21 protein-coding genes are annotated in these 25280 nt (G+C 61.6%); 10 read left to right on the top strand and 11 right to left on the bottom strand.

The window, feature by feature from the left end; translation table 11 throughout:
• Positions 1-99 precede the first annotated feature (99 nt).
• Complete coding sequence (locus FJ960_RS00325; protein ID WP_140502719.1) at positions 100-783, top strand: response regulator transcription factor; 684 nt, start codon at positions 100-102, stop codon at positions 781-783.
• 24 nt (positions 784-807) lie between these two features.
• On the opposite strand, the gene FJ960_RS00330 is transcribed toward FJ960_RS00325, so the two are convergent.
• Both FJ960_RS00330 and FJ960_RS00335 read right to left on the bottom strand, forming a co-directional pair.
• A complete protein-coding gene (locus tag FJ960_RS00330) occupies positions 808-2148 on the bottom strand; it encodes a hybrid sensor histidine kinase/response regulator (RefSeq protein ID WP_140711398.1) in 1341 nt (446 codons plus the stop codon).
• Between the two features lie 10 nt (positions 2149-2158).
• Positions 2159-3295, bottom strand: a complete 1137-nt coding sequence (locus tag FJ960_RS00335; RefSeq protein WP_181174115.1) for an FIST signal transduction protein — start codon at positions 3293-3295, stop codon at positions 2159-2161.
• 309 nt (positions 3296-3604) lie between these two features.
• Between FJ960_RS00335 and FJ960_RS00340 the strand changes: the two genes are divergently transcribed.
• The 4 genes from FJ960_RS00340 (at position 3605) to FJ960_RS00355 (ending at position 8745) form a co-directional block, all read left to right on the top strand.
• Positions 3605-4105 (top strand): (2Fe-2S)-binding protein, encoded by a 501-nt coding sequence (locus FJ960_RS00340; protein ID WP_140502721.1) that lies wholly within the window; start codon positions 3605-3607, stop codon positions 4103-4105.
• A gap of 97 nt (positions 4106-4202) precedes the next feature.
• Positions 4203-6551 carry a xanthine dehydrogenase family protein molybdopterin-binding subunit gene (locus tag FJ960_RS00345; protein ID WP_140711399.1) on the top strand — a complete coding sequence of 783 codons (2349 nt, stop codon included), beginning with the start codon at positions 4203-4205 and terminating at the stop codon, positions 6549-6551.
• A gap of 110 nt (positions 6552-6661) precedes the next feature.
• A complete protein-coding gene (locus FJ960_RS00350) occupies positions 6662-7459 on the top strand; it encodes a xanthine dehydrogenase family protein subunit M (protein ID WP_140711400.1) in 798 nt (265 codons plus the stop codon).
• Between the two features lie 263 nt (positions 7460-7722).
• Entirely contained in the window at positions 7723-8745 is a 1023-nt protein-coding gene (locus FJ960_RS00355) for an acyltransferase (RefSeq protein ID WP_140711401.1), read from the top strand.
• A 22-nt stretch (positions 8746-8767) separates the two neighbouring features.
• Here FJ960_RS00355 and FJ960_RS00360 read toward each other — a convergent pair whose 3' ends face one another.
• The gene (locus FJ960_RS00360) at positions 8768-9256 is read right to left on the bottom strand and encodes a GNAT family N-acetyltransferase (RefSeq protein WP_140711402.1); all 489 of its coding nucleotides are present in this window, start codon (positions 9254-9256) and stop codon (positions 8768-8770) included.
• Entirely contained in the window at positions 9253-10005 is a 753-nt protein-coding gene (locus tag FJ960_RS00365; RefSeq protein WP_181174139.1) for a copper homeostasis protein CutC, read from the bottom strand. Before FJ960_RS00365 ends, FJ960_RS00360 begins: the two co-directional genes overlap by 4 nt.
• 209 nt (positions 10006-10214) lie before the next feature.
• Here FJ960_RS00365 and FJ960_RS00370 point away from each other — a divergent pair, with 209 nt between their 5' ends.
• Both FJ960_RS00370 and FJ960_RS00375 read left to right on the top strand, forming a co-directional pair.
• Entirely contained in the window at positions 10215-10643 is a 429-nt protein-coding gene (locus FJ960_RS00370; RefSeq protein ID WP_140502726.1) for an SRPBCC domain-containing protein, read from the top strand.
• A gap of 103 nt (positions 10644-10746) precedes the next feature.
• Positions 10747-11202 (top strand): carboxymuconolactone decarboxylase family protein, encoded by a 456-nt coding sequence (locus FJ960_RS00375; RefSeq protein WP_140502727.1) that lies wholly within the window; start codon positions 10747-10749, stop codon positions 11200-11202.
• An 82-nt stretch (positions 11203-11284) separates the two neighbouring features.
• Here FJ960_RS00375 and FJ960_RS00380 read toward each other — a convergent pair whose 3' ends face one another.
• Positions 11285-11716, bottom strand: a complete 432-nt coding sequence (locus FJ960_RS00380) for a cupin domain-containing protein (protein WP_140502729.1) — start codon at positions 11714-11716, stop codon at positions 11285-11287.
• Between the two features lie 238 nt (positions 11717-11954).
• On the opposite strand from FJ960_RS00380, the gene FJ960_RS00385 reads away from it, so the two are divergent.
• Both FJ960_RS00385 and FJ960_RS00390 read left to right on the top strand, forming a co-directional pair.
• The gene (locus FJ960_RS00385; RefSeq protein ID WP_140711404.1) at positions 11955-13436 is read left to right on the top strand and encodes a hypothetical protein; all 1482 of its coding nucleotides are present in this window, start codon (positions 11955-11957) and stop codon (positions 13434-13436) included.
• Complete coding sequence (locus FJ960_RS00390; protein WP_140711405.1) at positions 13396-14535, top strand: glycosyltransferase family 4 protein; 1140 nt, start codon at positions 13396-13398, stop codon at positions 14533-14535. Before FJ960_RS00385 ends, FJ960_RS00390 begins: the two co-directional genes overlap by 41 nt.
• Here FJ960_RS00390 and asnB read toward each other — a convergent pair.
• The 4 genes from asnB to FJ960_RS00410 form a co-directional block, all read right to left on the bottom strand.
• Positions 14505-16433 (bottom strand): asparagine synthase (glutamine-hydrolyzing), encoded by a 1929-nt coding sequence (asnB, locus tag FJ960_RS00395; protein ID WP_140711406.1) that lies wholly within the window; start codon positions 16431-16433, stop codon positions 14505-14507. The two genes, FJ960_RS00390 and asnB, sit on opposite strands and share 31 nt — an antisense overlap.
• A 5-nt stretch (positions 16434-16438) precedes the next feature.
• Positions 16439-17701 carry a glycosyltransferase family 4 protein gene (locus FJ960_RS00400; RefSeq protein ID WP_140711407.1) on the bottom strand — a complete coding sequence of 421 codons (1263 nt, stop codon included), beginning with the start codon at positions 17699-17701 and terminating at the stop codon, positions 16439-16441.
• A complete protein-coding gene (locus FJ960_RS00405; protein ID WP_027144026.1) occupies positions 17682-18995 on the bottom strand; it encodes a UDP-glucose/GDP-mannose dehydrogenase family protein in 1314 nt (437 codons plus the stop codon). The genes FJ960_RS00400 and FJ960_RS00405 overlap by 20 nt, the downstream gene beginning before the upstream one ends.
• Before the next feature lie 88 nt (positions 18996-19083).
• Entirely contained in the window at positions 19084-21042 is a 1959-nt protein-coding gene (locus tag FJ960_RS00410; protein ID WP_181174116.1) for a heparinase II/III-family protein, read from the bottom strand.
• Positions 21043-21214: 172 nt separating this feature from the next.
• Here FJ960_RS00410 and FJ960_RS00415 point away from each other — a divergent pair, with 172 nt between their 5' ends.
• On the top strand, positions 21215-22477 hold the full coding sequence (locus FJ960_RS00415) for a cellulase family glycosylhydrolase (protein ID WP_140711409.1): 1263 nt from the start codon (positions 21215-21217) through the stop codon (positions 22475-22477).
• A 177-nt stretch (positions 22478-22654) separates the two neighbouring features.
• Here the strand turns inward: FJ960_RS00415 and FJ960_RS00420 are convergent, their stop codons facing one another.
• Together FJ960_RS00420 and FJ960_RS00425 are read right to left on the bottom strand one after the other, a co-directional pair.
• A complete protein-coding gene (locus tag FJ960_RS00420; protein WP_181174117.1) occupies positions 22655-23971 on the bottom strand; it encodes a glycosyltransferase in 1317 nt (438 codons plus the stop codon).
• Positions 23968-25278, bottom strand: a complete 1311-nt coding sequence (locus tag FJ960_RS00425) for a GNAT family N-acetyltransferase (RefSeq protein ID WP_181174118.1) — start codon at positions 25276-25278, stop codon at positions 23968-23970. The genes FJ960_RS00420 and FJ960_RS00425 overlap by 4 nt, the downstream gene beginning before the upstream one ends.
• Positions 25279-25280: the final 2 nt, after the last annotated feature.

Here is a 25280-nt window from a genome sequence, read left to right on the forward strand (position 1 = left end):
TTGCAGCGATGAATCCCGTCAACAGGCGATAGACTATTTGCCAATAATCCGGCCATGGTCAGGAGACTATGGTGTGCCCGGTAAACCGGAACGAGCCCTATGACCCCTCCCACCGATCGTGCCCGGTTTCTTATCATCGACGACCATCCGCTGTTTCGCGAGGCGCTGCACAGCGCCGTCCAAATGGCCTATCCCGAGGTCGACACGGTCGAAGCGCGATCGATCACCGAGGCGCTGGATCTGCTGGCCGATGCAAAGCCTTTCGACCTGGCGCTCCTCGACCTCAGCATGCCCGACGTGCACGGCTTCGACGGGCTGCTGCAGCTCAGGACCCGCTATCCGCGCCTGCCGGTGGTGATAGTGTCGGGCTATGAGGAGCCGAGGATCATCTCCGAGGCCTTGTCCTATGGCGCTGCCGGCTTCATTCCGAAATCAGCGCGCAAGAGCGATCTGGCCGCGGCAATCCGTTCGGTGATGGACGGCACGATCTATGTGCCGGAAACCTATGAGGGCGTGCCGCCGGGCGCCGACAGTCCCGATCGCGCCGACATGCTCCAGCGCCTCTCCAAGCTGACGCCGCAGCAATTGCGCGTGCTGCAGATGCTGCGCCAGGGCCTGCTCAACAAGCAGATCGCCTACGAGCTGCAGGTCGGCGAGACCACGGTGAAGGCGCATGTCTCCGAGATCCTGCGCAAGCTCAACGTCTACAGCCGCACGCAAGCGGTGATCGAGGTGTCGAAGCTGGACAGTGCCGAGCTGTTTCGCGATCAGGCCGGTTTTTGAGCCATTAGTCCTCCGCTGGGGACTCTAGGCCAGCAAATGCGCCAGCAGCGCGCGCAGTTGCGCCGGCTTCAACGGCTTGCGCATCAGTTCGATGCCGCCGGCACGCGCTGCCTTGGCCACGGCTTCGGAACTGTCGGCGGTGACGATCAGCGCCGGCACGGCGCGGCCGAGATAGTCGCGGACTTCCGATATGGTGGCGGTGCCGAGGTCGCCGCCGTCGAGATGCTGGTCGGCGATGACGATGTCGGGCACCCAATCGGTATCGCCGAGCAGGTCCAGCGCATCGTCGGTCGAGGTCGCGGCCCGCACCAGGCACTGCCAGCGCTCAAGCAGGAAGGTCATGGCCTCCAGCACCTCGGCATCGTTCTCGACCAGCAGCACCTTGGTACCGAACAGGCCGTAGCCGCGCGGTCGTTCCAGGCTGGCGGCGCTGGCGATGGCATCGGCCGGCGCGCCGAGGCCGACGGGGACATCGATATGGAAGATGGTGCCACGGCCAACCTTGGATGAAAACGTCACGGGGTGGCCGAGCGCGCCGGCCATGCGGCGCACGATGGCGAGCCCGAGCCCAAGTCCGCCGCCATCGAGTTCGGCGTTGGCCGGCGAGGTGCCGCGATGGAACTCCTCGAACACCGCTTCGCGCTGGTCCTCGGGAATGCCGCAGCCCGTGTCGGCGACATCGATGCGGATGGTGTCGCCGCGATGGCGTGTGCCGACGAGCACGCCACCCGAACGGGTATAGCCCAGCGCGTTGGACAGGATGTTTTGCAGGATGCGGCGCAGCAAGGTCCTGTCCGAGCGGACCACCGCATTGACCGGCCGGAATTTCAGCGACAGCGCCTTCAACTCCGCCACCGGCTGGAAATCCGAGCGCAGCGACGAGAACAACGCCTCCAGGCTGACATCTCCGATGTCGGGCCGGACCACGCCGGCGTCAAGCTTGGAAATGTCGAGCAAGGTGCGCAGCAGGTCTTCCATCGTCTCCAGCGAGCGCTCGACCTGCCGAACCAGTTTTTTTCCCTCTTCGCTGGTCTGCACCTCGGCGAGCGCCGAGACGGAGAGGTGGGCGGCGTTCAGCGGCTGCAGCACGTCGTGGCTGGCGGCGGCGAGGAACCTTGTCTTGGACAGGTTCGCCAGCTCGGCACTCTCCTTGGCGGCGCTGAGGTCGATGTTCGACTGTTCCAGCCTGCGCAAGGTCGAATGCAGTTCCTCGGTGCGCGTGCGCACCCGGTTTTCCAGCGAGATCGCGGTCTGGAACAACGAAAAGGCATTGCCTTGCTGGTCCATCGAGCGCTCGACGCGGCTGACCAGGGCGGCGTTGATCTTCTTCAGCCTGTCGAGATCGTTTATGTCCCTGAGCGGCATTTTGTTGAGCCTATTCAGCCGATTGCCGGTCACCGAAGGCGATGCCGGTGAAAGTCTGGTTCAGGTGCATCGACCGATATTGCTCGCCATAGGTGCCGAAGCCGATGACATTGTTGACCCTGTAGAGCTCCGAAATGTCGCGAAAGACCTGCCGGTTGCGCGCATCCAGCCGGCGCAGCACGCAGTCGAAGCCAAGAATCATATCGATACCGCCCAGCCTTTCCTCGACCTCGCGCAATGCCGCTCGTGTCGCTTCCACCATGTCCTTGGGCTGGGCGATCGACAGCACGACACCGTCGTCGATGGCGCAGAAGAACGACAGCGAGCCATCCGCGTGCATCTTCTGGATCGAGCGGCAGTAATATTCTCCGCCCACCTTCACCACCACGGGATGCGAGGCGAAGCTCAGCGGCGTCAGGGTCTGCGGGAGGATGCCGACGGAAGCGGCATATTCCTCCGCCGCATTGGTGGCGTTGAACTCCCGCACGATGCGATGATCCGGATCGGACGCGGTCACCACCAGCTTTTCGTCGGTGGGAACGAAGTTGTCGGTCTTGAAGACGTGGAACGGAATTTCCGTGGCGATCAGCACGATGATGGCGCTGTCCGAAGTGACGGCGCCGTTCGAGATCAGACGCGTCGTCTCGAATTTCAAATCGTCACCGGCCGAGCCGCCGAGCAGCGGTATGTCGTCAAGACCCCAGTGGATGGCCGAACTCACCGCTTCCTCGGCATAGGACAGCCCGTCGATGAAGCAGAGCGCGAAGGTGTTCCTGGTCCGCTCGCCGCCGGGCCGGGCGCGCAGCGTGCGCCGCAGGGCCTCGACCTCTTCGGTGATCCTGTCCATGCCCGACGTCGACAAATTGTCGACCATGGTGCTGACCGCCGTGAAGGACGCCGAGGGCAGCAGCATCGCCAGCATATGGCCTTCCTCGAGCCCCTGCGGCGTGATCTCGCCGGCGGTGGAACAGCCGGCATGGTGGAGCCCCGGCGCGCACGTCGCGAGCGCCTGCGAGAGGGTGCTTGCCTCGACGAGGCTTTGGGAAAAGAACACGAGGGCAAAGCCGGCATCGATGGCAGCGGCCTCGGCGGCTACCGCGCGTGCGAAGACGTCCGGGTCGGGCTCGTCCGTGGTCAGCGCCGACAACCCGCATGCGTAGCGCGTCAGTGAACTGGTCAGCGGCGTTCTCCCGCATTTCCTCCGACGCCTTCTTGTGCGCGGCTTTTCAAGTGCTTCTGGCGCGCGAGCGACGAAGGCATTCTTGCCGCCAGGAGGCGTTTTGGCAATGGGGCCGGAAAAATGCACTTTGGTCCTGGCCATGGCCGAAAGTACAATAATCCGACTTTTCCCTCGTGTTGTTTTTTGTGCGTTGTGCGGTGTACGACTAACGCATGGCCGAAGTGCCAGCGGCGCGTCGGCAACCTGATGACCAAGGTTGACACCCAGGGAGGGGCTATGTCGGACGTTTCGTTGATGGTGAACGGCAAGCGGATCGGCGGTGCCGTCGAGGATCGAACGCTGCTCGTCCATTTCCTGCGGGAGAATCTCGGCTTGACCGGCACCCATGTCGGTTGCGACACCTCGCAGTGCGGAGCCTGCGTCGTGCATGTCGACGGCAAGGCGGTCAAGTCCTGCACCATGCTCGCGGTCCAGGCGTCCGGATCGACCGTGGTTACGATCGAAGGCCTCGCCGACGGCGCCGACCTGCATCCAGTGCAGGCGGCCTTCAAGGAACATCATGGTCTGCAATGCGGCTTCTGCACGCCAGGCATGATCATGGCCGCAATCGACATGATCAACCGTCATCCCGAAGGCCTCGACGAGGCCACGGTTCGTGCAGAACTCGAAGGCAATATCTGCCGCTGCACCGGCTACCACAACATCGTGAAGGCGATCCTCGCCGCATCGAAGACGATGTCGAAGGGGTCCAAGGACAAGGCGAAACAGGCGGCGTGAGAGAAGAGCGAGTAGTGAGTAGTCAGTAGTCGGTCTGAACCGGCGGCTATACTTACTGCTCACTGCTTCCTATTCACTTTTCGGGAGGAATCTCTGCATGGGCATCGAAGGTGTTGGCGCTCGGGTCGCGCGCAAGGAAGACAAAAGGTTCATCACCGGCGCCGGCCGCTATGTCGACGACATGGTGGTGCCCGGCATGAAGCATGCAGCCTTCGTGCGCAGCCCGCACGCGCATGCGCAGATCAAGAAGATCGACGTGAAAACGGCTCAAGGCATGCCGGGCGTCATTGGCGTGCTGACCGGCAAGGAGCTCAAGGCCGATGGTATCGGCAACCTCATCTGCGGCTGGATGATCCATTCCAAGGACGGTTCGCCCATGAAGATGGGCGCATGGTCGCCGCTGGCCGTCGACAAGGTCCGTTATGTCGGCGATGCGGTCGTGGTGGTGGTGGCCGAAACCAAGGGCCAGGCACGCGATGCGGCCGAGGCGGTCGACATCACCTACAAGGAACTGAAGGCCGTCGTCGACGCGACCAAGGCGCTCGAAAAGGGCGCGCCGCAAGTCCATGCCGAGGCCGAGAACAACCTGATCTTCGACTGGGAGATCGGCGATGCCAAGGCGACCGATACCGCCATCAAGGCGGCGGCGCATGTCACCCGCATGAAGATCGTCAATAACCGGCTGGTGCCGAACGCGATGGAGCCGCGCGCGGCTCTTGGCCATTACGACAAGGCCGAGGATCATTACACCTGCTGGACGACATCGCAGAACCCGCATGTCGCGCGGCTGGTGATGAGCGCCTTCTACAACGTCGCACCCGAAAACAAGCTGCGCGTGATCGCGCCGGATGTCGGCGGCGGCTTCGGCTCCAAGATCTATATCTACCCGGAAGAGATCGTCTGCCTGTGGGCCTCGAAGAAGACCGGCGTGCCGGTCAAATGGGTCGCCGATCGCACCGAAAGCTTCCTCACCGACGCGCATGGCCGCGACCACGTCTCGACCGTGGAAATGGCTTTCGACAAGAACAACAGGATCACCGGGCTGAAGGTGGACACCATCGCCAATCTCGGCGCCTACATGTCGCTGTTCTCGTCCTGTGTGCCGACCTATCTCTACGCGACACTGCTGTCAGGGCAGTACGACATCCCGGCCATTCACGCCAATGTACGCACCGTCTACACCAACACGGCACCTGTCGATGCCTATCGCGGGGCAGGGCGGCCAGAAGCCACCTATCTTCTGGAGCGCACCATGGAAGCCGCTGCACGCGAGCTCGGCGTGTCTCCGCCCGAGCTGCGGCGCCTGAACTTCATCACGACCTTCCCGCACCAGACACCGGTGATCATGAACTATGACGCCGGCGATTATGCGACCTCGCTCGACGCGGCCATGAAGACCGCCGATTATGCAGGCTTTGCCAGGCGCAAGGCGGACGCGGCCAAAAAGGGCAAGCTGCGCGGCATCGGCATGAGCTGTTACATCGAGGCTTGTGGCATCGCCCCGTCGGCTGCGGTCGGCTCGCTTGGCGCCGGCGTCGGCCTGTGGGAATCGGCTGAGGTAAGGGTCAATGCCGTCGGTACTATCGAGGTGCTGACGGGCTCGCACAGCCATGGCCAGGGGCACGAAACGACCTTCGCGCAACTGGTCAACCAGCGTTTTGGGGTGCCGATCGATTCGGTGTCGATCGTCCACGGCGACACCGACAAGGTGCAGATGGGCATGGGCACTTACGGCTCGCGCTCGGGCGCGGTCGGCATGTCGGCGATTGCCAAGGCGCTCGACAAGGTCGAGGCCAAGGCCAAAAAGATCGCCGCGCACCTGCTCGAAGCCGACGAGGGCGACATCGTCATCGAGAATGGCGAAGTCAAGGTCGCCGGTACCGACAAGAGCCTGCCGTGGTTCCAGGTGGCTTTGGCCGCCTATACCGCGCACAATTTGCCGGCCGGCATGGAACCAGGACTGAAGGAAACGGCGTTCTACGATCCGGCGAACTTCACCTTCCCGGCGGGCTGCTACATCTGCGAGGTTGAGATCGATCCGGAAACCGGAACGACCGAGATCGTCCAGTTCGTGGCGGCGGACGATTTCGGCAACATCATCAATCCGATGATCGTCGAAGGGCAGGTGCATGGCGGCATCGCCCAGGGCGTTGGCCAGGCGCTGCTGGAAGGCGCTCACTACGACGCCAGCGGGCAACTGCTGACGGCGAGCTACATGGACTACACCATGCCGCGTGCCGGCGACCTGCCGTCGTTCAAGGTCTCGACATCGAACACGCCATGTCCGAGCAATCCGCTCGGCATCAAGGGCTGCGGCGAGGCCGGCGCCATCGGTTCGCCGCCGGCGGTGATCAATGCCATCACCGACGCCATCGGCATCGCCGATATCGCCATGCCGGCCACACCGTCGACCGTGTGGGCCGCGATCCGCGCCGCGAATGAGTGAGTAAGGAGTAGTGAGTAGCGAAAAAGGGCACCGTATCCAGCTCCGGCGGCAGCCAGTCCCTACCTACTACTGACTACCACTACTGCCTAACCACTTAGGGGGAGGATCCCATGTACGCAGTCAACTATCACCGTGCCGCCTCGGTCGCTGAAGCCGCCAAGCTCGTGAAAAACGGCGACGCCAAGCTGCTGTCGGGCGGCATGACCTTGATCCCCGCCATGAAGACGCGGCTGGCGGCCCCTTCCGACGTGGTCGACCTGTCACGCATCAAGGACCTGCAGGGCGTCAAGGTGTCAGGCAAGACGGTCACGATCGGCGCCGCCGCCACGCATTTCGACGTCGCCAATGACGAGAAGCTGCGCAAGGCCTGCCCGGCGCTTGCCCATCTGGCGTCGCTGATCGGCGATCCGGCGGTACGCCACAAGGGCACGATCGGCGGTTCGATCGCCAACAACGATCCGGCGGCGGATTATCCGGCCGCACTTCTGGCGCTGGGCGCCACCATCATCACCAACAAGCGCAACATATCAGCCGACAAGTTCTTCAAGGGGCTGTTCGAGACGGCCTTGAAGGATGGCGAGATCGTCACGGCGGTCTCCTTCACGGCGCCGGCAAAGGCTGCGTACGAAAAATTCCGCAACCCGGCCTCGCGCTACGCGATCGTCGGCGTGTTCGTGGCCAAGGGCAAGGATGGCGTCCGCGTTGCCGTCACCGGCGCCGGCGATGACGGCGTCTTCCGCTCGAAGGAGATCGAGGCGGCACTTGCCAAGAGCTTCGATGCCACTTCGTTCAATGGCGTGAAAGTGCCGGCGAAAAACCTGATGAGCGACATCCACGCTTCCGCCGACTACCGCGCCAACCTGATCGCGGTCATGGCCAAGCGCGCGGTGGCGGCAGCCAACGCCTGACACACGATCGATTGCGGACAGGGAAAGGGCTGTCACGGCCCCTTTTTCGTTCCTGGCGCCTGTAGCTGCCCGGTTCCCGGCCGCCGCATTCCCATGTTTGGTTGAAACGATTCTGACCCATGCCTGCCCGGGAATGCACCGGCGCCAATCTCGCACTTGCACAAACTTATATTGCACTGCAGTATGGGGCGGGCGGAGAATGCGAGCCGGGTTCGGAATGCGTGCAGCCGTGCCCTTTCGCATATCAATGCGAAGGGATCGGCATGTCCGAAATTTCCGCGACCCATTTGGTTCCGTCCCAAACGATCGTCGACCGATCGGCCAGGACAAGGCTTGCCTATCTCGACGGCTGGCGCGGTCTGTCGATCGCCCTGGTGCTGATTGGGCATTTTTTTCCCGTTCCCGGAATCAATCTGGGCGTGCTGGGCGTCGAATTCTTCTTCGTGCTCAGCGGCCGGCTGATGGCCGAAATCCTGTTCATCGAACGCTATCCGCTGAAGAAATTCTTCAAACGCCGCTTCTCGCGAATCTATCCGGCGCTTCTGGTCTTTGTCGTCGTCGCCATGATCGCGCTCTCAGGCACGTTCATCGTCTTCAAATGGAAGGCGGCCCTGACGGCGCTGACATTCACCTACAACTATGCCGGAATTCTCCTGAACCGGGCCGGCGCACTCGACCACATCTGGTCGCTCTGTATCGAAGAGCATGCCTACATCATCCTGGCAGCGATCAGCGCAATCGTTGCCAGCCGCAGCCGTGTCGTCCCGCTGCTGCTGGTCCTGGCCTTGCTGGCCATGGCCAATGGCGCGGTTTCCTACTGGTTCCTGCACATGGATTATGAAGCCACGTACTGGCGCACCGATGTGCACATCGCCTCGATCCTGCTGTCGGCCGCGGTCTGCCTGCTCAAGGCCGACGGCAAGCTGCCGGCCATGTTGAAGGGGCCCTATGTCGCCGTTGCGGCGACCGTTGGCGCGGTTTTCCTGTTCATGGATTCAGTACCGACACCGATCCACTACCTGGTCGCGGTGCCATTGCTGGCGACTGCTATCAATGCGCTGGATTTCAGCACGCGGTTCTTGTCCGGATGGCTGTCATCCCTGCCGATGACGACACTGGGTCTGTGGTCGTATTCGCTCTATCTGTGGCAGCAGCCCTTCTACAAATTCGTCTACGAGCAGGGCAGCAATCCATGGCCGATGCTGGCCGGGGTTTTCGCCTGCGCGCTCTGCAGCTACTATCTCATCGAGCGCCCAGCGCGCGAATGGCTCAACCGCAATTGGTGAATGAGCGCCGGGCGCCATCGGATCAGGCGGCGATCTGCCTGATATAATAGCGCACCGCCTTCTTGCCGCCATGGATCACCGCGTCGCCGACTTCGGCGAAGCCGAGAGCGGCGTGGAAGGCATCCGAGGCTGGGTTGGGCGGGTCGGTGTTGACCTCGCAGGTGACCAGTGTGTGGCCGGCGCTCTCCGCCTGGTCGAACATGTCCCGATAGAGCCGGCGAGCATGGCCGCGGCCTCTTGCGTGCGCCGCCACGACGACGCGGTCGACATAGATGAAGCGTTCGTAGCGATCGCGGAACCAGACGAAGTTCGGACTGTCGTAATTCGCATCCTGGTCGAAGGTCATGATGAAGGCTTCGAGATCGCCGATGCGGCGGGCATAGAAGGACTCGCCGAGCAGGAAGGACAGCCGTTCGGCTTCGAGCCACGACAATTCGGCGGCGTGCTCGTTGTTGAGCGCCAGTATGGCGGCTTCGTCGTCCTGCGCTATGCGGTCTATGGGAGAGGTCATGCCTTGGCCGCCGCGATTGTCGCCGCCACCAGCGGTGTGTCGGTCAGTGTGTTGCGATACTCGCGGTCGAGATCGGAGCCGCCCATGCCGACCTTCGGATTGCGGTAGCGCATGGCGCTCGGCACGTCCTTGAGGGCGGCGAAGTGCATTTCGGCCAGGCCGGTCCTTGCGCGCACCTCGGCAATGTTGCCGAGATCGAGCCCGCCGCAGCCGAGAATGATGATCCGGTCGCCGGCCTGACGCACCAGCTCTTCCAGCAACGGCAAGCCCTCGATCGCCGTGTCGCGCTGACCGCTGGTCAGCACGCGGCCGACCTTGCAGCGGATCAGCGCTTCCAGTGCCTTGGCCGGATCGCGCGTCATGTCGAAGGCGCGGTGGCAGGTGACGTTCAAGGGCCCTGCGGCCTCGGTCAGTTCGCCCATTCGCTTCTCATCGATGGTGCCGTCGGCGTTCAGGCAGCCGAATACCACGCCGGGCACACCGAGCTCGCGGAGCGCGGTGACGTCGGCCAGCATCGAGCGGTATTCAGTCTCGCTGTAGAGAAAATCACCGCCGCGTGGCCGCACCATGACGTGGAACGGGACGGTCGCCTGGTCGAGCGCGGCGTGCACAGTGCCAACACTCGGCGTGATGCCGCCCTCGACCAGACTGGCGCAGAGTTCGACCCGGTCGGCGCCTGCGGCCTGCGCGGCGAGCAGGCCATCGATGCCTTCGACACAGATTTCGATCAGCGGCGGGCGAGTTTCCATGGTCAAGGGGCAATCCAGTTCATGATGTCGTGGAGAGCCCTAGCACCAGGACGGCTGACGCGAAAGCGCGAACCCTATGCCGCCATTTGGACCAGATGGCAGATTCCTTACTTGACAATCGCATAACCACATGGTTATGAGTAATGTATAGCTGACGGGTTATTGATTGCGCGTGCGTGGCACGACGACAACAACGAGAGGAGCAAGGCATGACGGAAACCAAATCGATTGTCGTCGAAAGGCTGGTTCCATATTCGGCGGAAAAGATATGGCGGGCACTGACCGTGCCAGCGCTCGTCGGCGAATGGCTCATGCAGAATGACTTCGCTGCGCAAGAGGGGCATCGCTTCACACTGCGTGCCACACCAATTCCCGGATGGTCCGGCGTAACGAACTGCGTGGTGCTGAAAGTCGAGGCGCCGCGGCTGCTGGCCTACAGTTGGGGCGATGGGACGGAATCGGACAGCGGGTTGAAAACCGTGGTGACCTGGTCACTGACGCCCGAGGGTGTGGCGACCCGGGTGCGAATGGAGCAGTCGGGATTCCGGCCGGCCGACGAGCGTGGCTATATCGGCATGGGAAGTGGCTGGCCGCGCATTCTCGAACGGCTCGAACAGGTTACCGCAACGCAGGCCTGATACGCGGCAGGCAGCTAACAGTTTTATCAAGTTCGAATCCTGGATGCGAGGCGTCCGGGCCGGGAAGACACGCCCGGAGAAACAATTCAAAAGGAGAAGGATCATGCAAGCAAGGATCAAGAACCCGGTGATGCTCATCCCCGGTTCGGTGCAGGCGCTGCTGGCGCTGGACAAGTCGACCGAGGCGGCCGACGTGCCCTATGTGACGCGCAAGCTCATTCATCTGCGCGCCAGCCAGATCAATAATTGCAGCGTCTGCGTCGACATGCATGCGCGCGAATTGAAGAAGGCCGGAGAAAAGGACGAGCGCATCTTTGCGCTGGCGGCCTGGCGGGAGACGCCGTATTTCACCGACGCCGAGCGCGCGGCATTGGCGCTGGCAGAAGCCGGCACCAGGCTCGCCGACCGGCCGGACGCAGTGCCGGACGATGTCTGGGACGAAGTGGCGCGGCATTATGACGAGAAGGCGCTTGCCGCACTGGTCATCCAGATCGCCCTGATCAACGCCTTCAATAGGCTGAACGCAACGACCCGGCAGCCGGTTGGCGCCTGGGGCTAGGCGCCTGGTTCGAATGGTCCGCGAGGCGAGGGCGGGCGGGGCTTTGCCTTCCCGCCCTCGGGCGCGGGCTTAGTCTTGGTGGCTACTGGCGCAATTCCGTGTTCTTGGCGCCTTCCTCGACCTGATCGATCACCAGGAGCTTGACCGGCCCGTCACCAATATTGGTGGCCTGATGCCATTGGCCGATCATCTCGATGATGAAATCACCTGTCTTGTAGACGTTGCTGTTGCCGGTCTCGACGTTGGTGACCTTCAGTGTTCCGGCCTCGACATAGGCGTAGCGCGGGAAGGGATGGCGATGGACCGGCAAGGTCGCGCCGGGCCTGATGTCATAGGTCGAGACCAGCACCTGCACGTTCTTCTGCGGCAGCGGGATCGGCTGACCTGATGCAGTGGTCGTGCGTGATGCGAGTGGCGTCACGACGACGGGGGTTCCGCTGCTGTCCAATGCCAGGGCACAATTTGCATAAAGTGCGGCCGCGGTCAGCAGTACCGCTATCAGGACTTTCCGCATGATTCCTCCACTGCCGCAGCATTGCTCGGGAGACTCCCCATGCGCAAGCCTGCCGGTGAGACCGTCGGAATGGCTCGACCCATTGCCACCTGGCATCGAGTGAGAAAGCCATGCTGTCGCACGTCTCGGTGATAGGCAGAACGCACACCGCCGAACACACCTTACAGAGTCCGCGGTATTAAGCCGAACTTAGCAACTGGTTCTCATAGTCTCTCGACCTTCGCTGACGGAATCCCCGATGAGCAGAATTGATATACTTGTTCCTGATGACAACGTGTGTTCGGTGCACATGCTTGTCGCCAAGCGGCTGGCCGAGAAAGGTCATGACGTTGCGCTGGTCGGCGTTGCGGCGCCCGGGGTACAATGGCCGCTTGGCTATATTCTGCGCCTTGAGCGCAAGGCAGTGCAGATTCGGGGCCATGACCTTCTTGAACCTGTCGAGGGCGTGGAACTGTCTCGGTCCCGGCCTGACGCTGAACTGCGTATCGATCTGACCGGCGTCATGCTGCCTATTGCCTCTCCCGGCCTTCGCCCGGGCTTCGCGGGCTCCGCGTCAATTGCCGAAGCAGCCCGGGTGTTGATGGCCGGCGGCCTTCCCGATATCGAAATCATTCTGGATGGTGAACGCATCGCGCGCGCGGCCCCCATGGTCGACAGCCGGCTTTCGATCCTTCGCGGGCTCAATGACATTCTGGCGCGCATGTGCACACTGCTGGTGGATACGACGGATCATTTCCTCAAGGGCCACAAGGCCCGATCCGAACCGACAGGGCGCGCGCATCAGTGTCCAACCAATGGACAGCTGATCGGTACCTACCTTCTTTCAACCATACCCCGGCAAACAGCAGGGGCGGCCAAGCGCTTGGGGTTCCGCCTCAATCGTTGGCGGGTGAGCTACCGGTTTCACAATGGCCAGACCGTCGCGGCCACGGGTCTCCTGGCCGGAGAACCCTGGATCGATCTGCCCGATGATGGCGATCGTTTCTATGCTGATCCGTTTCCGTTCGAATGGCAGGGGCGATATTTCATATTCATTGAAGACTTTTGCCATGCCAGTACCAAAGCGGTGATTTCCGTGACCGAGGTCTTCCGGGACGGCACTCCAACCGTGCCGCGTGTGGTGATCGAGGAACCCTATCATCTGTCCTATCCGCAAGTGTTCAGTCATGGCGGCCAGATCTGGATGCTTCCCGAGGGCGGTTCGGGTGGAGATCTGGTTCTATACCGGGCTGAGTCGTTCCCGGACCGGTGGGTTCGGCATTCGGTCCTGATTCCGGATCGCGAACTTTTCGATGCGACCTTGCTGGAGCATGGCGGCAAGCTTTGGCTGTTCGCGACCGAACGCGACGGCTACGGCAGCGCCTCGGACACCCTCGTGGTCTATTATGCGCAGGCCCTGGAGGGACCATGGTTCCCGCACCGGAGCAATCCGGTGAGAATCGATCGCGCCGCAGCCCGGCCCGGAGGCTGTTTTGTGCGGATGGGCGATCGCATCATATTGCCATTGCAGAACGGCACGGACAATTATGGCGGCGGGCTCGGACTTGCCGATCTTGTCGAGTTGGACGAGACGAAGGTGCGTTTGACCTTACCAGTGCCCATTCTTGCGTCGGCAAAGAGACCTTATCCGATGATCCATACTCTCAACAGCAGCGATCATCTTGAAGTCATCGACTGTCGTGCACCCGCGCCCAGGTCGGCGCTTCGAAGGGTTGTGTGACCTTTTGGATCGAATACGGGTCCTCTGTGTCGTTCCACGGGGCCTGAAAGGCCGCGGCGGGATCGAGACGCTGTTTTCTCACGTTGATGAACAGCTTCGTTCGACAGCTGGCAGTGCGATCGAGATGGATTTCCTGGCCTCGCGTGGCGACGCGTCCAGTGTCGGTTGGCTGGCACATTTCCCGTTCGCATTGATCCGCTATGGCTGGCTGCTGGCAACCCGCCGATATGACATCGTCCACCTCAACACCGCGACGAATGCATCGTCGTGGAGGAAATGGGTCATGCAGTCCATGGCGCGATTGGCCGGCGCGGCCACGGTCGTCCATTTTCATGGCTCGGCCTTTCCCAAGCCCGGAGATGCGCAACGCGGCTGGGTCCGTGTCTTGCGCCTTGTCTTTGAGCGAGCCGACGCCATCATCGTGCTTGGCGATTACTGGCGAGACTTCGTCGCTCACTTTTATCACATGCCGCCGGATCGCTTCGATGTCGTGTCCAATGGCGTCGCCGACTTCGCTTTTGATGCACCGCAACCGCGCGAGGAGAATGCGCCCGTTCGACTGTTGTTTGCCGGCAACCTCACCGAGGCCAAAGGCGCCGGGGTATTGCTTCAGGCACTTGCGCTGCTGCCGAAGGATCTGCCGCGATGGCGCGCGACCTTCGCGGGTGCCGGCGATGTCGCCGCCTTCCGCGACCGCGCCATAAGTTCAGGGCTTTTCGGCCAGGTAGAATTCACCGGCTGGCTGGCGCTCGAGACGATCCTGCCGCTCTATCGGCAGGCCGACATCGTCGTCCTGCCGTCACGCAATGAGGTCCTGCCGGTTTGCCTGCTGGAGGGTGCGTGTGCGGGCGCAGCCCTGGTCGCGACATCGGTTGGCTCGGTGCCCGACGTATTGAGGGAAGGTCGGAACGGTCTAAGCGTGAAGCCGGACGATGCGGAAGAGCTTGCGCATGCCCTTGCGCAATTGATTGAAAACGGCGCGCGCCGCGAAGCGTTTCGAACCGCGTCGCGCGATATCTATAACGCGCGTTTCCGCCTCGAAACCATGATCGAAGGTCTTCAGGGAGCCTATCGGAAGGCGCTGGCGACCCGTCGCTGAGCGGCTTGCGGCTGTTCAGCATCGAGCGTCGGCCGGAACACCCGGAAGAACTGCTCCAGATTGGCAAGCGCCCACAGTATCTTCTCGTGATTGTGAGCGCCACCCAGGTGCTCGCTCATCAGTCGATCTATCTCGCGCGCATTGCAGACATTGCGCACTGTGGCGCTGTCACTCTGCAGCAGATCTCGAAGCTGATCCGACATGCCGGTACGGAACCATTGCTCGACAGGTACCCGGAAGCCGACCTTCTTGCGCTCCAGGATCTGGCGGGGAAGCAATTGCGCTGCAAGCGATCGCAGCACGCGCTTGCCCTTTGGCGCGCCGGTCAGGAAAGCATCGGGAAATTGGGCGACGAGTTCGGCCAGGCCGACATCCATGAATGGCATGCGTCCTTCGATTGACCCCGCCATCATCATGCGATCGCCGCGCTCGAGAAGATTGTCCGGCAGCCATGACGTCTGATCGAAATGCAGCATGCGTTTGAGCGGGCTGATTTCGCCATCGGTCGTGAACGGCAGCGGATCGAGATCGCGCGATTGGGGCGGACCGGAATAGAGCGCCTCGGCTTGTCCGCCGTCTGCTCCGCCGAACCAGGCCACCATACGGGCCTGTGCATCGCGAATGCCGGCGACGCCGGCCAAGATCTTCAGTCGCCGCGCCGCATAGGGCAGGGCGCGTGCGCCAGGACCCACAAGGGCTTCGTGCAAGCCGCCCGGCACCAGACTCTGGTACATGGAAACCCACGGCTCGGCGCGATGCTTGGGATAGCCTCCCAAGAGCTCGTCGGCGCCTTCGCCGGTAAGCACCATCTTGACGGTGCGGCTCGCCAGCCGTGACAAAAGGAGAACCGGCAGGTCCGACGGCTCGGATACCGGCGCGCCCCGCCGCAGCACCGCCTCCTCCCACACCGACGTGAACGCATCCATGTTCACGACGAGCTCACTGTGGTAGCTGCCGAAGGTGTCGGCGACTTGCCTGGCATAGGGTAATTCGGAGGAGCCGGGCACATCGAACCCTACTGAATAGGTCGCCACGGGCTTGCCCATGTGACGGCTCATCAGCGCAACGATCATCGAGGAATCGAGCCCGCCGGAAAGATATGCGCCAAACGGCGCATCCGAGCGCAATCTGAGCCGTACCGCCTCATCAAGCTTCTCGCCAAAAAGCCTCACCGCCTCGTCGAAGCTTTCGACGGTGGGCGACGTGCGCGAAAAAGGCGTCGTGAAATAGCGCTCCGCACGGATGTTGGCGCCATCGACCACCATGAAGGTTCCTGGCGGAACCTTGGAGATGCCGCGAAAGAACGTGGCCGGTCCAGGGACATAGCGATAGCTGAGAAATTCGCGCAGCGAATCCTGATCCAGACGGTCGTCGACACCTGGAAAATGGCGCAGCGAATCGATTTCGGAGGCGAAGGCGTGGAAGCCGTCCCCGGAAGCCAGGAAGAGCGGTTTCTTGCCGAAAGGATCGCGCGCGGCATAGAGGCGGCCGGTTTCGCTGTCCCAAAGCAGAAAGGCAAACATGCCGTTGAGGCGCGGCAGGCAGTCGTCGCCCCAGGCGCGCCAGGCCTCGATCACGACTTCGGTGTCGCCTTGCGTGGCAAAGCGATGTCCGCGTTCCATGAGTTCGGCGCGCAATTCGATATAATTGTAGACCTCGCCATTGTAGACGATGACATATCGGCCGTCATGCGAATGCATCGGCTGCGGGCTGCCTTCGATATCAAGGATCGACAGCCGACGATGACCGAGTCCGGCCTGCCACTCGCCATCCGGGCTCCGCATGATCAATGTTCCGCGCCCGTCCGGACCGCGATGGGCCAGCCGATCCGTGGCCCCATCCAGCGTTTGGGCGAGAGGCAAGCGTGATCGGGCGTGGAACCCAAAAATTCCGCACATCGCGGCTAGCCCTGACCGCTGCACATGGCCGGGTCGGACCCCGAACTTGGCTTCTGGATTTGGCTCCTGGAAGGCGTGCCGAACAAGGCGTCATAGGCGGCCAGCAACTTCGGACCCTCGTGGCTCCAGGCGAGTTCCTTGCGTACCCGCTCACGGCCTAACGCGCCCATGGTCGCGCGGCGCTCGTTGTCGTCGAGGAGTTCGGCGATTTTGTCGCCGAAGTCGGTCGGCTCCGTACAGGTTGCGTAGAGCGAGGCGCCTTGCGCCGAAAAGCGGCCTTCCCGCAGATCGTATTGCACGATCGGTTTGCCAAGCGCCATATATTCCATGATCTTGTTCATGGTCGATTTGTCGTTCATCGCCGTGGGCCGGTCGGGATTGACACAGACATCGGCGGTCGAGAGCGCGGAAAACAGAATCTCGTCCGGGCAACGACCGGTATAGGTGACGTACTCGTCGAGCCCGCGCGCGATTGTATCCGCCTTGATGGCATCAAGCTCGGGACCGCCGCCGCAGATCACGAACTGAATATCCTGGCGGCCTTTGGCATTCACCAGGTGGTCGACCGAGTCGAGCAGAAGGTCGAGTCCTTCCTGCTTGCCGATGACGCCGACATAACCGACGACGAAGCGGCGACCATTGCGCCATTTCGGATCGGGCGCAACCTCTCTGACCCGGTCCAGATTCGGGCCAGAACGCACGATATGCACCTTCTCGGGGAGCATGCCCCCCCGTCTGATGGCGATGTCGCGGTAGCTTTCATTGGTGGCGATCGAGACATTGGCGGTTCGGAACGAAAGCCGCTCCAGCCAGACCATGAATTTCCAGCCGATGCCGCGCTTGCCGAACTTGGCCTCGTAGAGCTCTGGATTGATGTCGTGATGGTCGAACAGGAACTTCTTGCCGAACAACTTGTAGAACCCGCCGATGAGAAAAATCGTATCTGGTGGGTTGCAGGCATGGATCGCGTCGAAACCGCGCTGCCGCGCCACTTTGAGTGACAGCAGGAATTCCCAAAACAACGCGGTGCTGTACTCCAGCACATAGCCAAGGAAGCCCTCGGCGTCGAGCGGCAGCGAATGGCGATAGATATGGACGCCGTCGATCGCCTCGTAGGGCGCGGTCGCGCCCTTGCCTTTCGGGCAGATCACCGACACTTGATAGCCGGCTTTCACCAGCGTGGTTGCCTCTGACCAGACGCGGCGGTCGAAGGGGACAGGCAGGTTTTCGACGATGATGAGGATGCGCTTACCAGTTGATGCCGTCATAGGTCCCCGCAAACCGGTTCGTGTTCGGCAGCCTGGCCATGTCGAGAAGCGTCTGGTCTGCATTCATCTTGTCAACCACAGTTTCATATTCGGGCGAACGACTGGTGGCCACGACAACGTCCGAATGCATCACCATCTCGTCGAGCGAGGGGACCATCAGCTGCGTAACGTGCGGGATCGCGTTCATTAGGTATGTTTTGTTGGCGCCCATCAGCTTTGCCAACGACACGTTCGGGTCAAAAATGCGGATGTCGCAGCCCTTCCCGACAAGCCGCTCGATAAGTTCCAGATACGGGCTTTCGCGCAAATCGTCCGTGCCTGCCTTGAAGGAGAAGCCGAGGAAGCCGATTTTGCGCTTGCCATAGCTCAGCAAGCGGTCCAGTGCGCGCTCGACCTGCTGCTTGTTCGACGGCAGCAGGGATTTAAGCAGCGGTGCTTCCACATCGTTCTGGATCGCGTAGGCGTTGATCGCACGTACGTCCTTTGGCAAGCAGGAGCCGCCGAACGCAAAGCCGGGCAGAAGATAGGCATTCGAGATATTCAGCTTGGTGTCGGCGAAGAACACCTCCATCAGCTCATGGCTGTCAACGCCCGCCGCCTTGCAGATATTGCCGATTTCGTTGCCGAAGGCGACCTTAAGCGCATGCCAGGTGTTGTCTGTGTATTTGACCAGTTCAGCCAGCCGGGGCTCTGTGACGACAACGCGGCCAGGCAGGCCTGCGTAGAGCTCCAACAGCCGATCCCGGGTTATCTCATCGTCAACGCCGATCACGGTCTTGGCTGGATTATTGAAATCGGCGACCGCCGATCCCTCGCGCATGAATTCGGGGTTTGAGGCCACGCCGAACGTTTCGCCCAGTTTCCTTGATGCAGTTGCCTGGAGCGCCGGAATGACGATGTCGGACAACGTCCCCGGCAGCACGGTCGAGCGAACGACAACCGAGTGATAGTCGGCCTTTCTGGAAAGAGACGATCCGATTTGGCGCGATACCGCCTGAACCGCCGACAGATCCAGTGAGCCGTTGGGGCGTGAGGGCGTGCCGACGCAAAGCAACGACAAGTCGCTGTTCATCACGGCTTCCTCGGTCGAGGATGAGGCCTTTAGACGACCCGACGCGACATTGGCAGCGACAAGTTCGCCGACGTCTTTCTCGATGATAGGGCTTCGGCCACTGTTTATGAGATCGACCTTGGCCTCGCTGACGTCGCAGCCGATGACGTCATGCCCGCGCTCGGCCAGGCACGCGGCACAAACAGTACCGACATATCCCAATCCGAAGATGGAAACTTTCATGGCTCGCCCGTCCTGTTCTTTCTTTCGAAAGGCGGATCGAGCCACCTTCACGCTTGTTTTCGAAGAACATAAAAAATACAAGTAAAGGTCAGGTTAGCAAACCGATCAGTAATCTGCTTTGCCACCGCATCCGGTGGCCAGGCGCCTTGAAAACAACGGTTGCCGCCTCATCGAGGAGCCCGAATCCAGCCGACTGCAGGCCGCGTCCGGATGCCTGGTCGCCGCGTACAATCTCGATCTCGGCGCTTTCGGGCGCTACTATGCTGAGTTCCGACCGGCCGTTGCGGCGTGCCACCACACAATTGCCCTCGACCGACACGCCGAGTTCCGGCGAAATCAGGAAAGCGATCTCGACCGTCCCCGACGGCTTCGTGCCAACCAGCCGGTCCGTGATCAGAAAACCCTCGGCGGTTTCTTCTATATCCCGATGGTGGATGACGCCGAAGCGCCTCATGTAACCATCATGCGAGGCGGATACTTTCAGCCGGGACGCTTGCGACCTAGCGTCCAATCTTGCTCGGGCACGCCGTGGCATCCAGTTGAAAGCACCTGACGGCTCGCTTTGGCTGACGCCGTCCATGGTAAGGGTATTGTGTACGGCGCTGACCCGGAAGCGCCGGCGACTTTCGCCTTCCGAATGATAAAGATGCGTGCCCGCATCGACCAGCAGCGGCAGGCCATCCAGTGAGAGCCATACCGCGAGCGCGTCGGCGTGGCCATGTGCGGCCAAGGCGCCAAATCCAAGCGGTCCGTGATCGAAGACAAAATGGACACGGCGGCCCTTTATGGCACCGCGCCGGATGGTATAGCCGCCCTCTTCAAGGGTAATCGCGCCGTCGGCGGGCGGCGGCGTCAACGATGGGGTGGCGAATACAGCATCGCGCCAATGCGGATCGCGTATAGCCGGTCCGAGTTCGGGCTGATCCAGAAAACCGGCAATCGCGCCGACGATGGACGTGACATAACGCGGCTCATCGCTGCCGAATGCCAACAGGACCCGGCTCTGGTCGTCATCGCCGATCAACGGCGTATGGCCGGCATCATCGAGAAAGAAGTTCAAGGCGCGGGCGGCTTCAGCCATGCGCTTACGTGCGGTTTCTGTGGCGCCGCCCAAGACGCTGAAGCCGATGAGCAGCATTTCGAGCGTGAAAGCGCTGTAGGCCGGCGACTGCTCCTTGCCCACGCCGTCCTTATGGAACAGGGCCAGCGCCCTGTCTTCAAGATGTGTCCGACCGTGTGTCGACCAGCGTGAGGCGTCCGAGTGGTCCGGCAGCATGCGTGCGGCAAGCACAAGGCCCACCGCCTCGGCGACGAGGTGATTGTTGGCCGAGGAATGGAGTGAGGGAAACCTGGCGAGCCACAGGCCGTGGGCGCAGACAAAGGATGCCAGCCGCTCGCCGGCAGCCCGGTCGATCCATGGATCGAGCGACGCTATGATGATGGACAGCGAGATCAGCCTAAAACCGGCCTCGATGCCTGAATACCAATTGATGCCGCGGCCGGGAACATTCGCTTCCATCCACGAGAAGACGGAGCCGAGTATGGCGTGGGCAAGGCTTGCGTCGTTTTCCCGGCGGGCATGGATTGCCGGCGCCGCCAGAAAATGCAGCCGGCTTGCCTCGGCCACATACTTGACGTCTCCATGCTCCCCGCCGAAGCGGAAATTGATGTCGAAGGTCGATCGCTCGGCGCCAGGCCAGCTTGCGCCGCTCACCGGGTCCAGTCGCCAGATCACCGGATCGACACGGCCGCTACTGTCCAGCATCGATACAGGCCAGTCGCGATTGAGCAGTCTCAGCCGGCCGGCGCGAAACGCGGCAGCGGCGGTTTGCAGTTGCTGTGCGACGGGCAGCGGCAAGTCCGCTTCGAACAGGGGCGCAAACAGCGGCAACACGCTGGGTCGCGCACCGGCCGTTGCAAAGTCGGACCAGTTGTGGCGCTCGCGCCGCGCGCGCCTGCGCTCCAACTGCTCACGAAACCGATGACGGACCTCGCCATGTTCCATCACGGCAAGCCGTCGTGCATACCAGGTCAAACGTCTCAACATGGAGCAGATTCTAACGGACTGCCATTGCCTTGAGATTAACATCGGCAGGCTATCGGGCAGACGGCTCCGCTAACCTTAATCGGCATCTTTGTCGCGTTGTTCTCGCGCGCACCGGCCGGGTACCGTATCTTTATAGGCGCGGGCTTGCAGGGCCTCGCAGGAGCGCCGCCATATGGAATTCTCACGACGCCAGCTTCTTTCAGCTTCGATTGCCGCGCTGACGGCCCTGTCGGTGCGTGCTGCCGCGGCGCCAAAAACGAATTCCCGTTTTCAACACGGCGGTTCGATCCATACAATGATGAATTGGGGAGCGTTGCGCGACGGCGATCCACAACACTATCTGGCGCGCCCGTTCGAAACGGCCCGAAACGTCTTCCCAGCCGAATTGGTGCGCGATTTTGCGCAGGTCGGATTCGACTTTATCCGACTCACCTTGGACGTTGGCCCGTTCATCCAGTTGCAGGGCAGCGACAGGGACGCGCTGGAGCGGAAGCTCATGGACAATTTGCAACTCTTCCAGGAGCTCGGGCTTTCGGTGATCGTGGATTGCCATCCGGTCGAGCAGGTGCCGGCCTATTCGGGTCAGTCAATCCTGGCGGATCTGGAGGCGCCGCTTTTTGCTCAATACACCGCGATGATTAGCCGGCTGGCGGCTCTGCTGGGTGAACTGCGGTCGGAGCGGGTCGCGCTGGAACTCATGAATGAGCCGGTGATCGGGGAGGCGAGTCATCGAACCCAGGTCCAAGTCTGGGGCGCGGCGCAGCTGGTTCTGCACGATGCGGCGCGGCGGGCGGCGGTCGATCTGCCGATCCTGCTGACCGGCGCGGACTATGGCGGCATCAGTGGACTTACGGATCTGGATCCATCACCATTCATCGATAGCAATACGCTGTTTTCCTACCACTACTACATGCCGCTCAGCTTCACCCATCAGGGCATCGATTTTGGGACGCCGGACGCACCCTCTTCGCCCTACGTCGTCGATCTTCCTTATCCTTACGACGCTGTCTCGCCCGACGAGATATCGGCGAAAATAGAAGCTCGCATTGCCGCCAACACGGCGCTTGACCAGGCTGCAAAGATGGCTGCCATGGCCGATGCGCGTCGGATTCTCGATGGTTTCTTGGCCGACGGCTGGAACCGCGCCCGCATCGAGAAAGACTTCGTGCGTGTGGCGAACTGGGCAGATCGTAACGGCATCGCGAGGAGTCGCATAGTGATGGGCGAGTGCGGGGTGACGCGGCGCGATCGGATTTTCACGGGAGCCGAGCCGACCTATCGCCGGGCCTGGCTTTCGGATGTGACAGGCATTGCGCAGACGCAGGGATTTGGCTGGGCGCTCTGGGAAATCAACGGCCGGGAATTTGGTATTCAGCGGGCCGACGACAACCGGATCGATCCTTCGATCGTCGAGGCATTGGGGATGCCAGGCTAATGCATGTCGCCCGGAAGTGTCCTCGGTTCCGGGATAACGACATGCATAAAATCAGAAGCTTACGGCAGGTCGACCGAATCCTATCCGCCACGACATGCTGAAAGCAATCCCCGCCTTGAGACCGCCGCAGCGATGCTTGCCAGCACTATTCCGTCCAAGATTATGTAAAAACAAGAGTTAGAGCCTCAACTCCCGCGACCACTGTCGGGCAAGCAGGCTGGTATAGACGCGCTCAACTTCGTCTGCCAGACGGGCGTAGTCACGGTTGGCCTTGACCCACACGGGCCCTTTGGCGGCCATCGTCCGGGCCTTGTCCGGGTCGTCGAACAATCGCGCGACACCTTCCGCGATTGCTTCGCCCGAAAATGCCGTGACGATACCGGCGCCGCTGCGGTTGACCACCTCGCTCTGATCGTAGTGGACGGTGGCAACGATCGGCCGTCCCATGGCCATATATTCAACCAGCTTTGTGGGCGTGGCTACCTGCTGGGCCGCATCCATCTCGAACGGTGACAGGCAGACGTCGACACGCTTTACCCAGCCCAGCGCCTCGACCAGGGGAAGACGTCCGGTAAAGATCACCCTCTCGGACAGGCCGAGCCTGTCGAGTTGAGAGGCAAGTTGTTCACGCTCGTGCGCCGCAACGGCCCCAATGATCACCAGCACTGTGTCGTAACCGTTGGCTACCAGCAGGGCCAATGCCTCGAATGTCAGGCGGGTGGTCAGGTTCAGAACATCGGCGCACATATAAGCCATGCTCTTTTTGCCGATGAGCCGCGGGTCGTCAGTGGCAGGGATCGACGCGGGATTATAGCGCTCAACCGTGACCCCCATCGGTACCGGCGTCATCTTCTTCGTCGGTATGCCTCGTTCGGCAACGCGCTCAAGCATCCTTTTCGATTGGACAATGACATGGTCCGACAGCGGCAGCACGATCCGGTAGAAGAGGGCGCTGCCGATAACAGCATAGGCAAGTCGAACAAATCGGGCCGGCAGGCTCATGGGCACGAGATTGTGAAGCGCGATACGCATGCGCGCTTCCAGCACGGGATAGCTCATCCAGAACACGAAGGGCGTACCGGAGATCCTGGCCGCGATGCCGTACACGATGCCCCACAGCGGCTGATCGCGTATCTGTATCAGGTTATATTCGCCACGCATTGCCCGCCAGGCCAGCTTCAGGCGAAGCCGGGTTTCCGCCATCATATAACGGAGCGAACCGAATTTCTCCGTCATCTGGCGACGAGCGATATAGAACCGCTGGGCGCCGCGCACGTCGACACGTTTGGGACCATCCGCGTAAGGCCGCAGGCTCCAGTCAATCTTCAGCCCACGGCCAACCAGATGGTTTGAAAACAGTTCCACCAGATCGACACGGAATGCCGGGTAGTCGTCTGGCGCCACGAACAGGACGCGGACTCCAGCCAGCGGACTTTGCTGTGGCGATGTCACGTCAGCGGTCGCGATGGATTGTTTCGAGGCCAAGACTGTCATCTGTTCCCTGCGAATGCATGGCGCGCCAAATATGTCCTCAACCATTTAAGGCGCTGCCACAGAAATGGGTTTCGACGCAGTTGATCCGTCGCTGCCCGACCAAGCTGGATCGCCGCGATAGCGGCATTGCCGCGTGATGTGAGCGGCACATAGGCATCATCCAGTTCATGGATGACGTCACACCAATGGGTCTTGAAGTCTTCGAAGCCGACGCCCAGGTCATAGGCGGCCATGCCGCGTTCGCAGCACTCCGCGATTTGCCTGAAAGTCAGCACTTGGCCCGGACTTTGTGGCGCCAATTCATCCCTGGCGAAGGTCATGAAATATACGTTGACCCGCTTGCGATGTATCGCCGAACCGATGACGGCGCAGATCTTGCCGCCCACCCGAAGCTCCGCCATTTCCAGCAACGGCTCGCTCATGTGCCGGGAGCGATCGAGAAGGTCGCGGAAGAAATCCGTCACCCCTGGAGCACCAAAGCTGTTGAGCTGGCCTTGTTCGGCAAGGCGCAAGGCTTTCTGCTCGAAAAAGAAGTCGAGAGCGGCATTGCCGCGCTCGAGAGACCGAACCGTGCCATATTCCAGCACGCCTGCCTCTCGCATTTTACGCTCTTTCGATTGGATTTTGCGTTGGCGCGAACCGCCGTTTCTTTTCTGCAGCACAGCCGCAAATCCCCCGGCAAGAGCGAAGGAGTAGCCTTCCGTATGCGATGGGCTGCGCGACAGCGCGGCGAGCGGCTGAGCCATGTCGTCATGGATCCTGGGCATTCTCCTGAGCACCGCATAGTCCACTCCATCGAGCGCGGCGCGCAACATGGCTTCAATCTGGGTGCGCCTCATGCTGGCCATGACCGCCGCGGCTTCGTGGCTCCACAGGCCGAAATTGTAGCTGGAGTGGTTTCCGCCGATCCAGGTCGCGACGCGAACGGGTCCGAACGTCGAGGTCGCCAGCGGGAGGATGAAGGCCGGATTGCCGTCGAGCCGCCCCAATACTATGGCTGGCGTGGCTTTCTCCTTTGGCAGCACATGCCGGGCGTAGGCATCGACCCAATCATAGCGCTGAAAGATCGTTGCCACGCCGGTCGACTCGAGTTGGCGCCATTCGCGCTCGATATCCGAAGGGTTGGTAAAAGCCGCGACCTCGAAACGACCACAAGGTCTGTCGGACCAGACAGCCTGTGCCTCTCCATCGGCTGCCGTGTTCAACCGTGAGTTCATTCTCGCGACCCTTGGCGCCGGCTGCTGGCAATCTGCGTTGAGAAAACTGTTGGGTATGCATGCCAGGTTCCAAACTACTTTATCCCGCACGA

Origin of the sequence: Mesorhizobium sp. B2-3-11 (assembly GCF_006442215.1) — a bacterium.
Lineage (GTDB): Bacteria > Pseudomonadota > Alphaproteobacteria > Rhizobiales > Rhizobiaceae > Mesorhizobium > Mesorhizobium salmacidum.

Coding starts and splice junctions, on each gene's coding strand:
- FJ960_RS00325 (WP_140502719.1), top strand. CDS start 100: ATGACCCCTCCCACCGATCGTGCCCGGTTTCTTATCATCGACGACCAT.
- FJ960_RS00330 (WP_140711398.1), bottom strand. CDS start 2,148: ATGCCGCTCAGGGACATAAACGATCTCGACAGGCTGAAGAAGATCAAC.
- FJ960_RS00340 (WP_140502721.1), top strand. CDS start 3,605: ATGTCGGACGTTTCGTTGATGGTGAACGGCAAGCGGATCGGCGGTGCC.
- FJ960_RS00345 (WP_140711399.1), top strand. CDS start 4,203: ATGGGCATCGAAGGTGTTGGCGCTCGGGTCGCGCGCAAGGAAGACAAA.
- FJ960_RS00350 (WP_140711400.1), top strand. CDS start 6,662: ATGTACGCAGTCAACTATCACCGTGCCGCCTCGGTCGCTGAAGCCGCC.
- FJ960_RS00355 (WP_140711401.1), top strand. CDS start 7,723: ATGTCCGAAATTTCCGCGACCCATTTGGTTCCGTCCCAAACGATCGTC.
- FJ960_RS00360 (WP_140711402.1), bottom strand. CDS start 9,256: ATGACCTCTCCCATAGACCGCATAGCGCAGGACGACGAAGCCGCCATA.
- FJ960_RS00365 (WP_181174139.1), bottom strand. CDS start 10,005: ATGGAAACTCGCCCGCCGCTGATCGAAATCTGTGTCGAAGGCATCGAT.
- FJ960_RS00370 (WP_140502726.1), top strand. CDS start 10,215: ATGACGGAAACCAAATCGATTGTCGTCGAAAGGCTGGTTCCATATTCG.
- FJ960_RS00375 (WP_140502727.1), top strand. CDS start 10,747: ATGCAAGCAAGGATCAAGAACCCGGTGATGCTCATCCCCGGTTCGGTG.
- FJ960_RS00380 (WP_140502729.1), bottom strand. CDS start 11,716: ATGCGGAAAGTCCTGATAGCGGTACTGCTGACCGCGGCCGCACTTTAT.
- FJ960_RS00385 (WP_140711404.1), top strand. CDS start 11,955: ATGAGCAGAATTGATATACTTGTTCCTGATGACAACGTGTGTTCGGTG.
- asnB (WP_140711406.1), bottom strand. CDS start 16,433: ATGTGCGGAATTTTTGGGTTCCACGCCCGATCACGCTTGCCTCTCGCC.
- FJ960_RS00400 (WP_140711407.1), bottom strand. CDS start 17,701: ATGACGGCATCAACTGGTAAGCGCATCCTCATCATCGTCGAAAACCTG.
- FJ960_RS00405 (WP_027144026.1), bottom strand. CDS start 18,995: ATGAAAGTTTCCATCTTCGGATTGGGATATGTCGGTACTGTTTGTGCC.
- FJ960_RS00410 (WP_181174116.1), bottom strand. CDS start 21,042: ATGTTGAGACGTTTGACCTGGTATGCACGACGGCTTGCCGTGATGGAA.
- FJ960_RS00415 (WP_140711409.1), top strand. CDS start 21,215: ATGGAATTCTCACGACGCCAGCTTCTTTCAGCTTCGATTGCCGCGCTG.
- FJ960_RS00420 (WP_181174117.1), bottom strand. CDS start 23,971: ATGACAGTCTTGGCCTCGAAACAATCCATCGCGACCGCTGACGTGACA.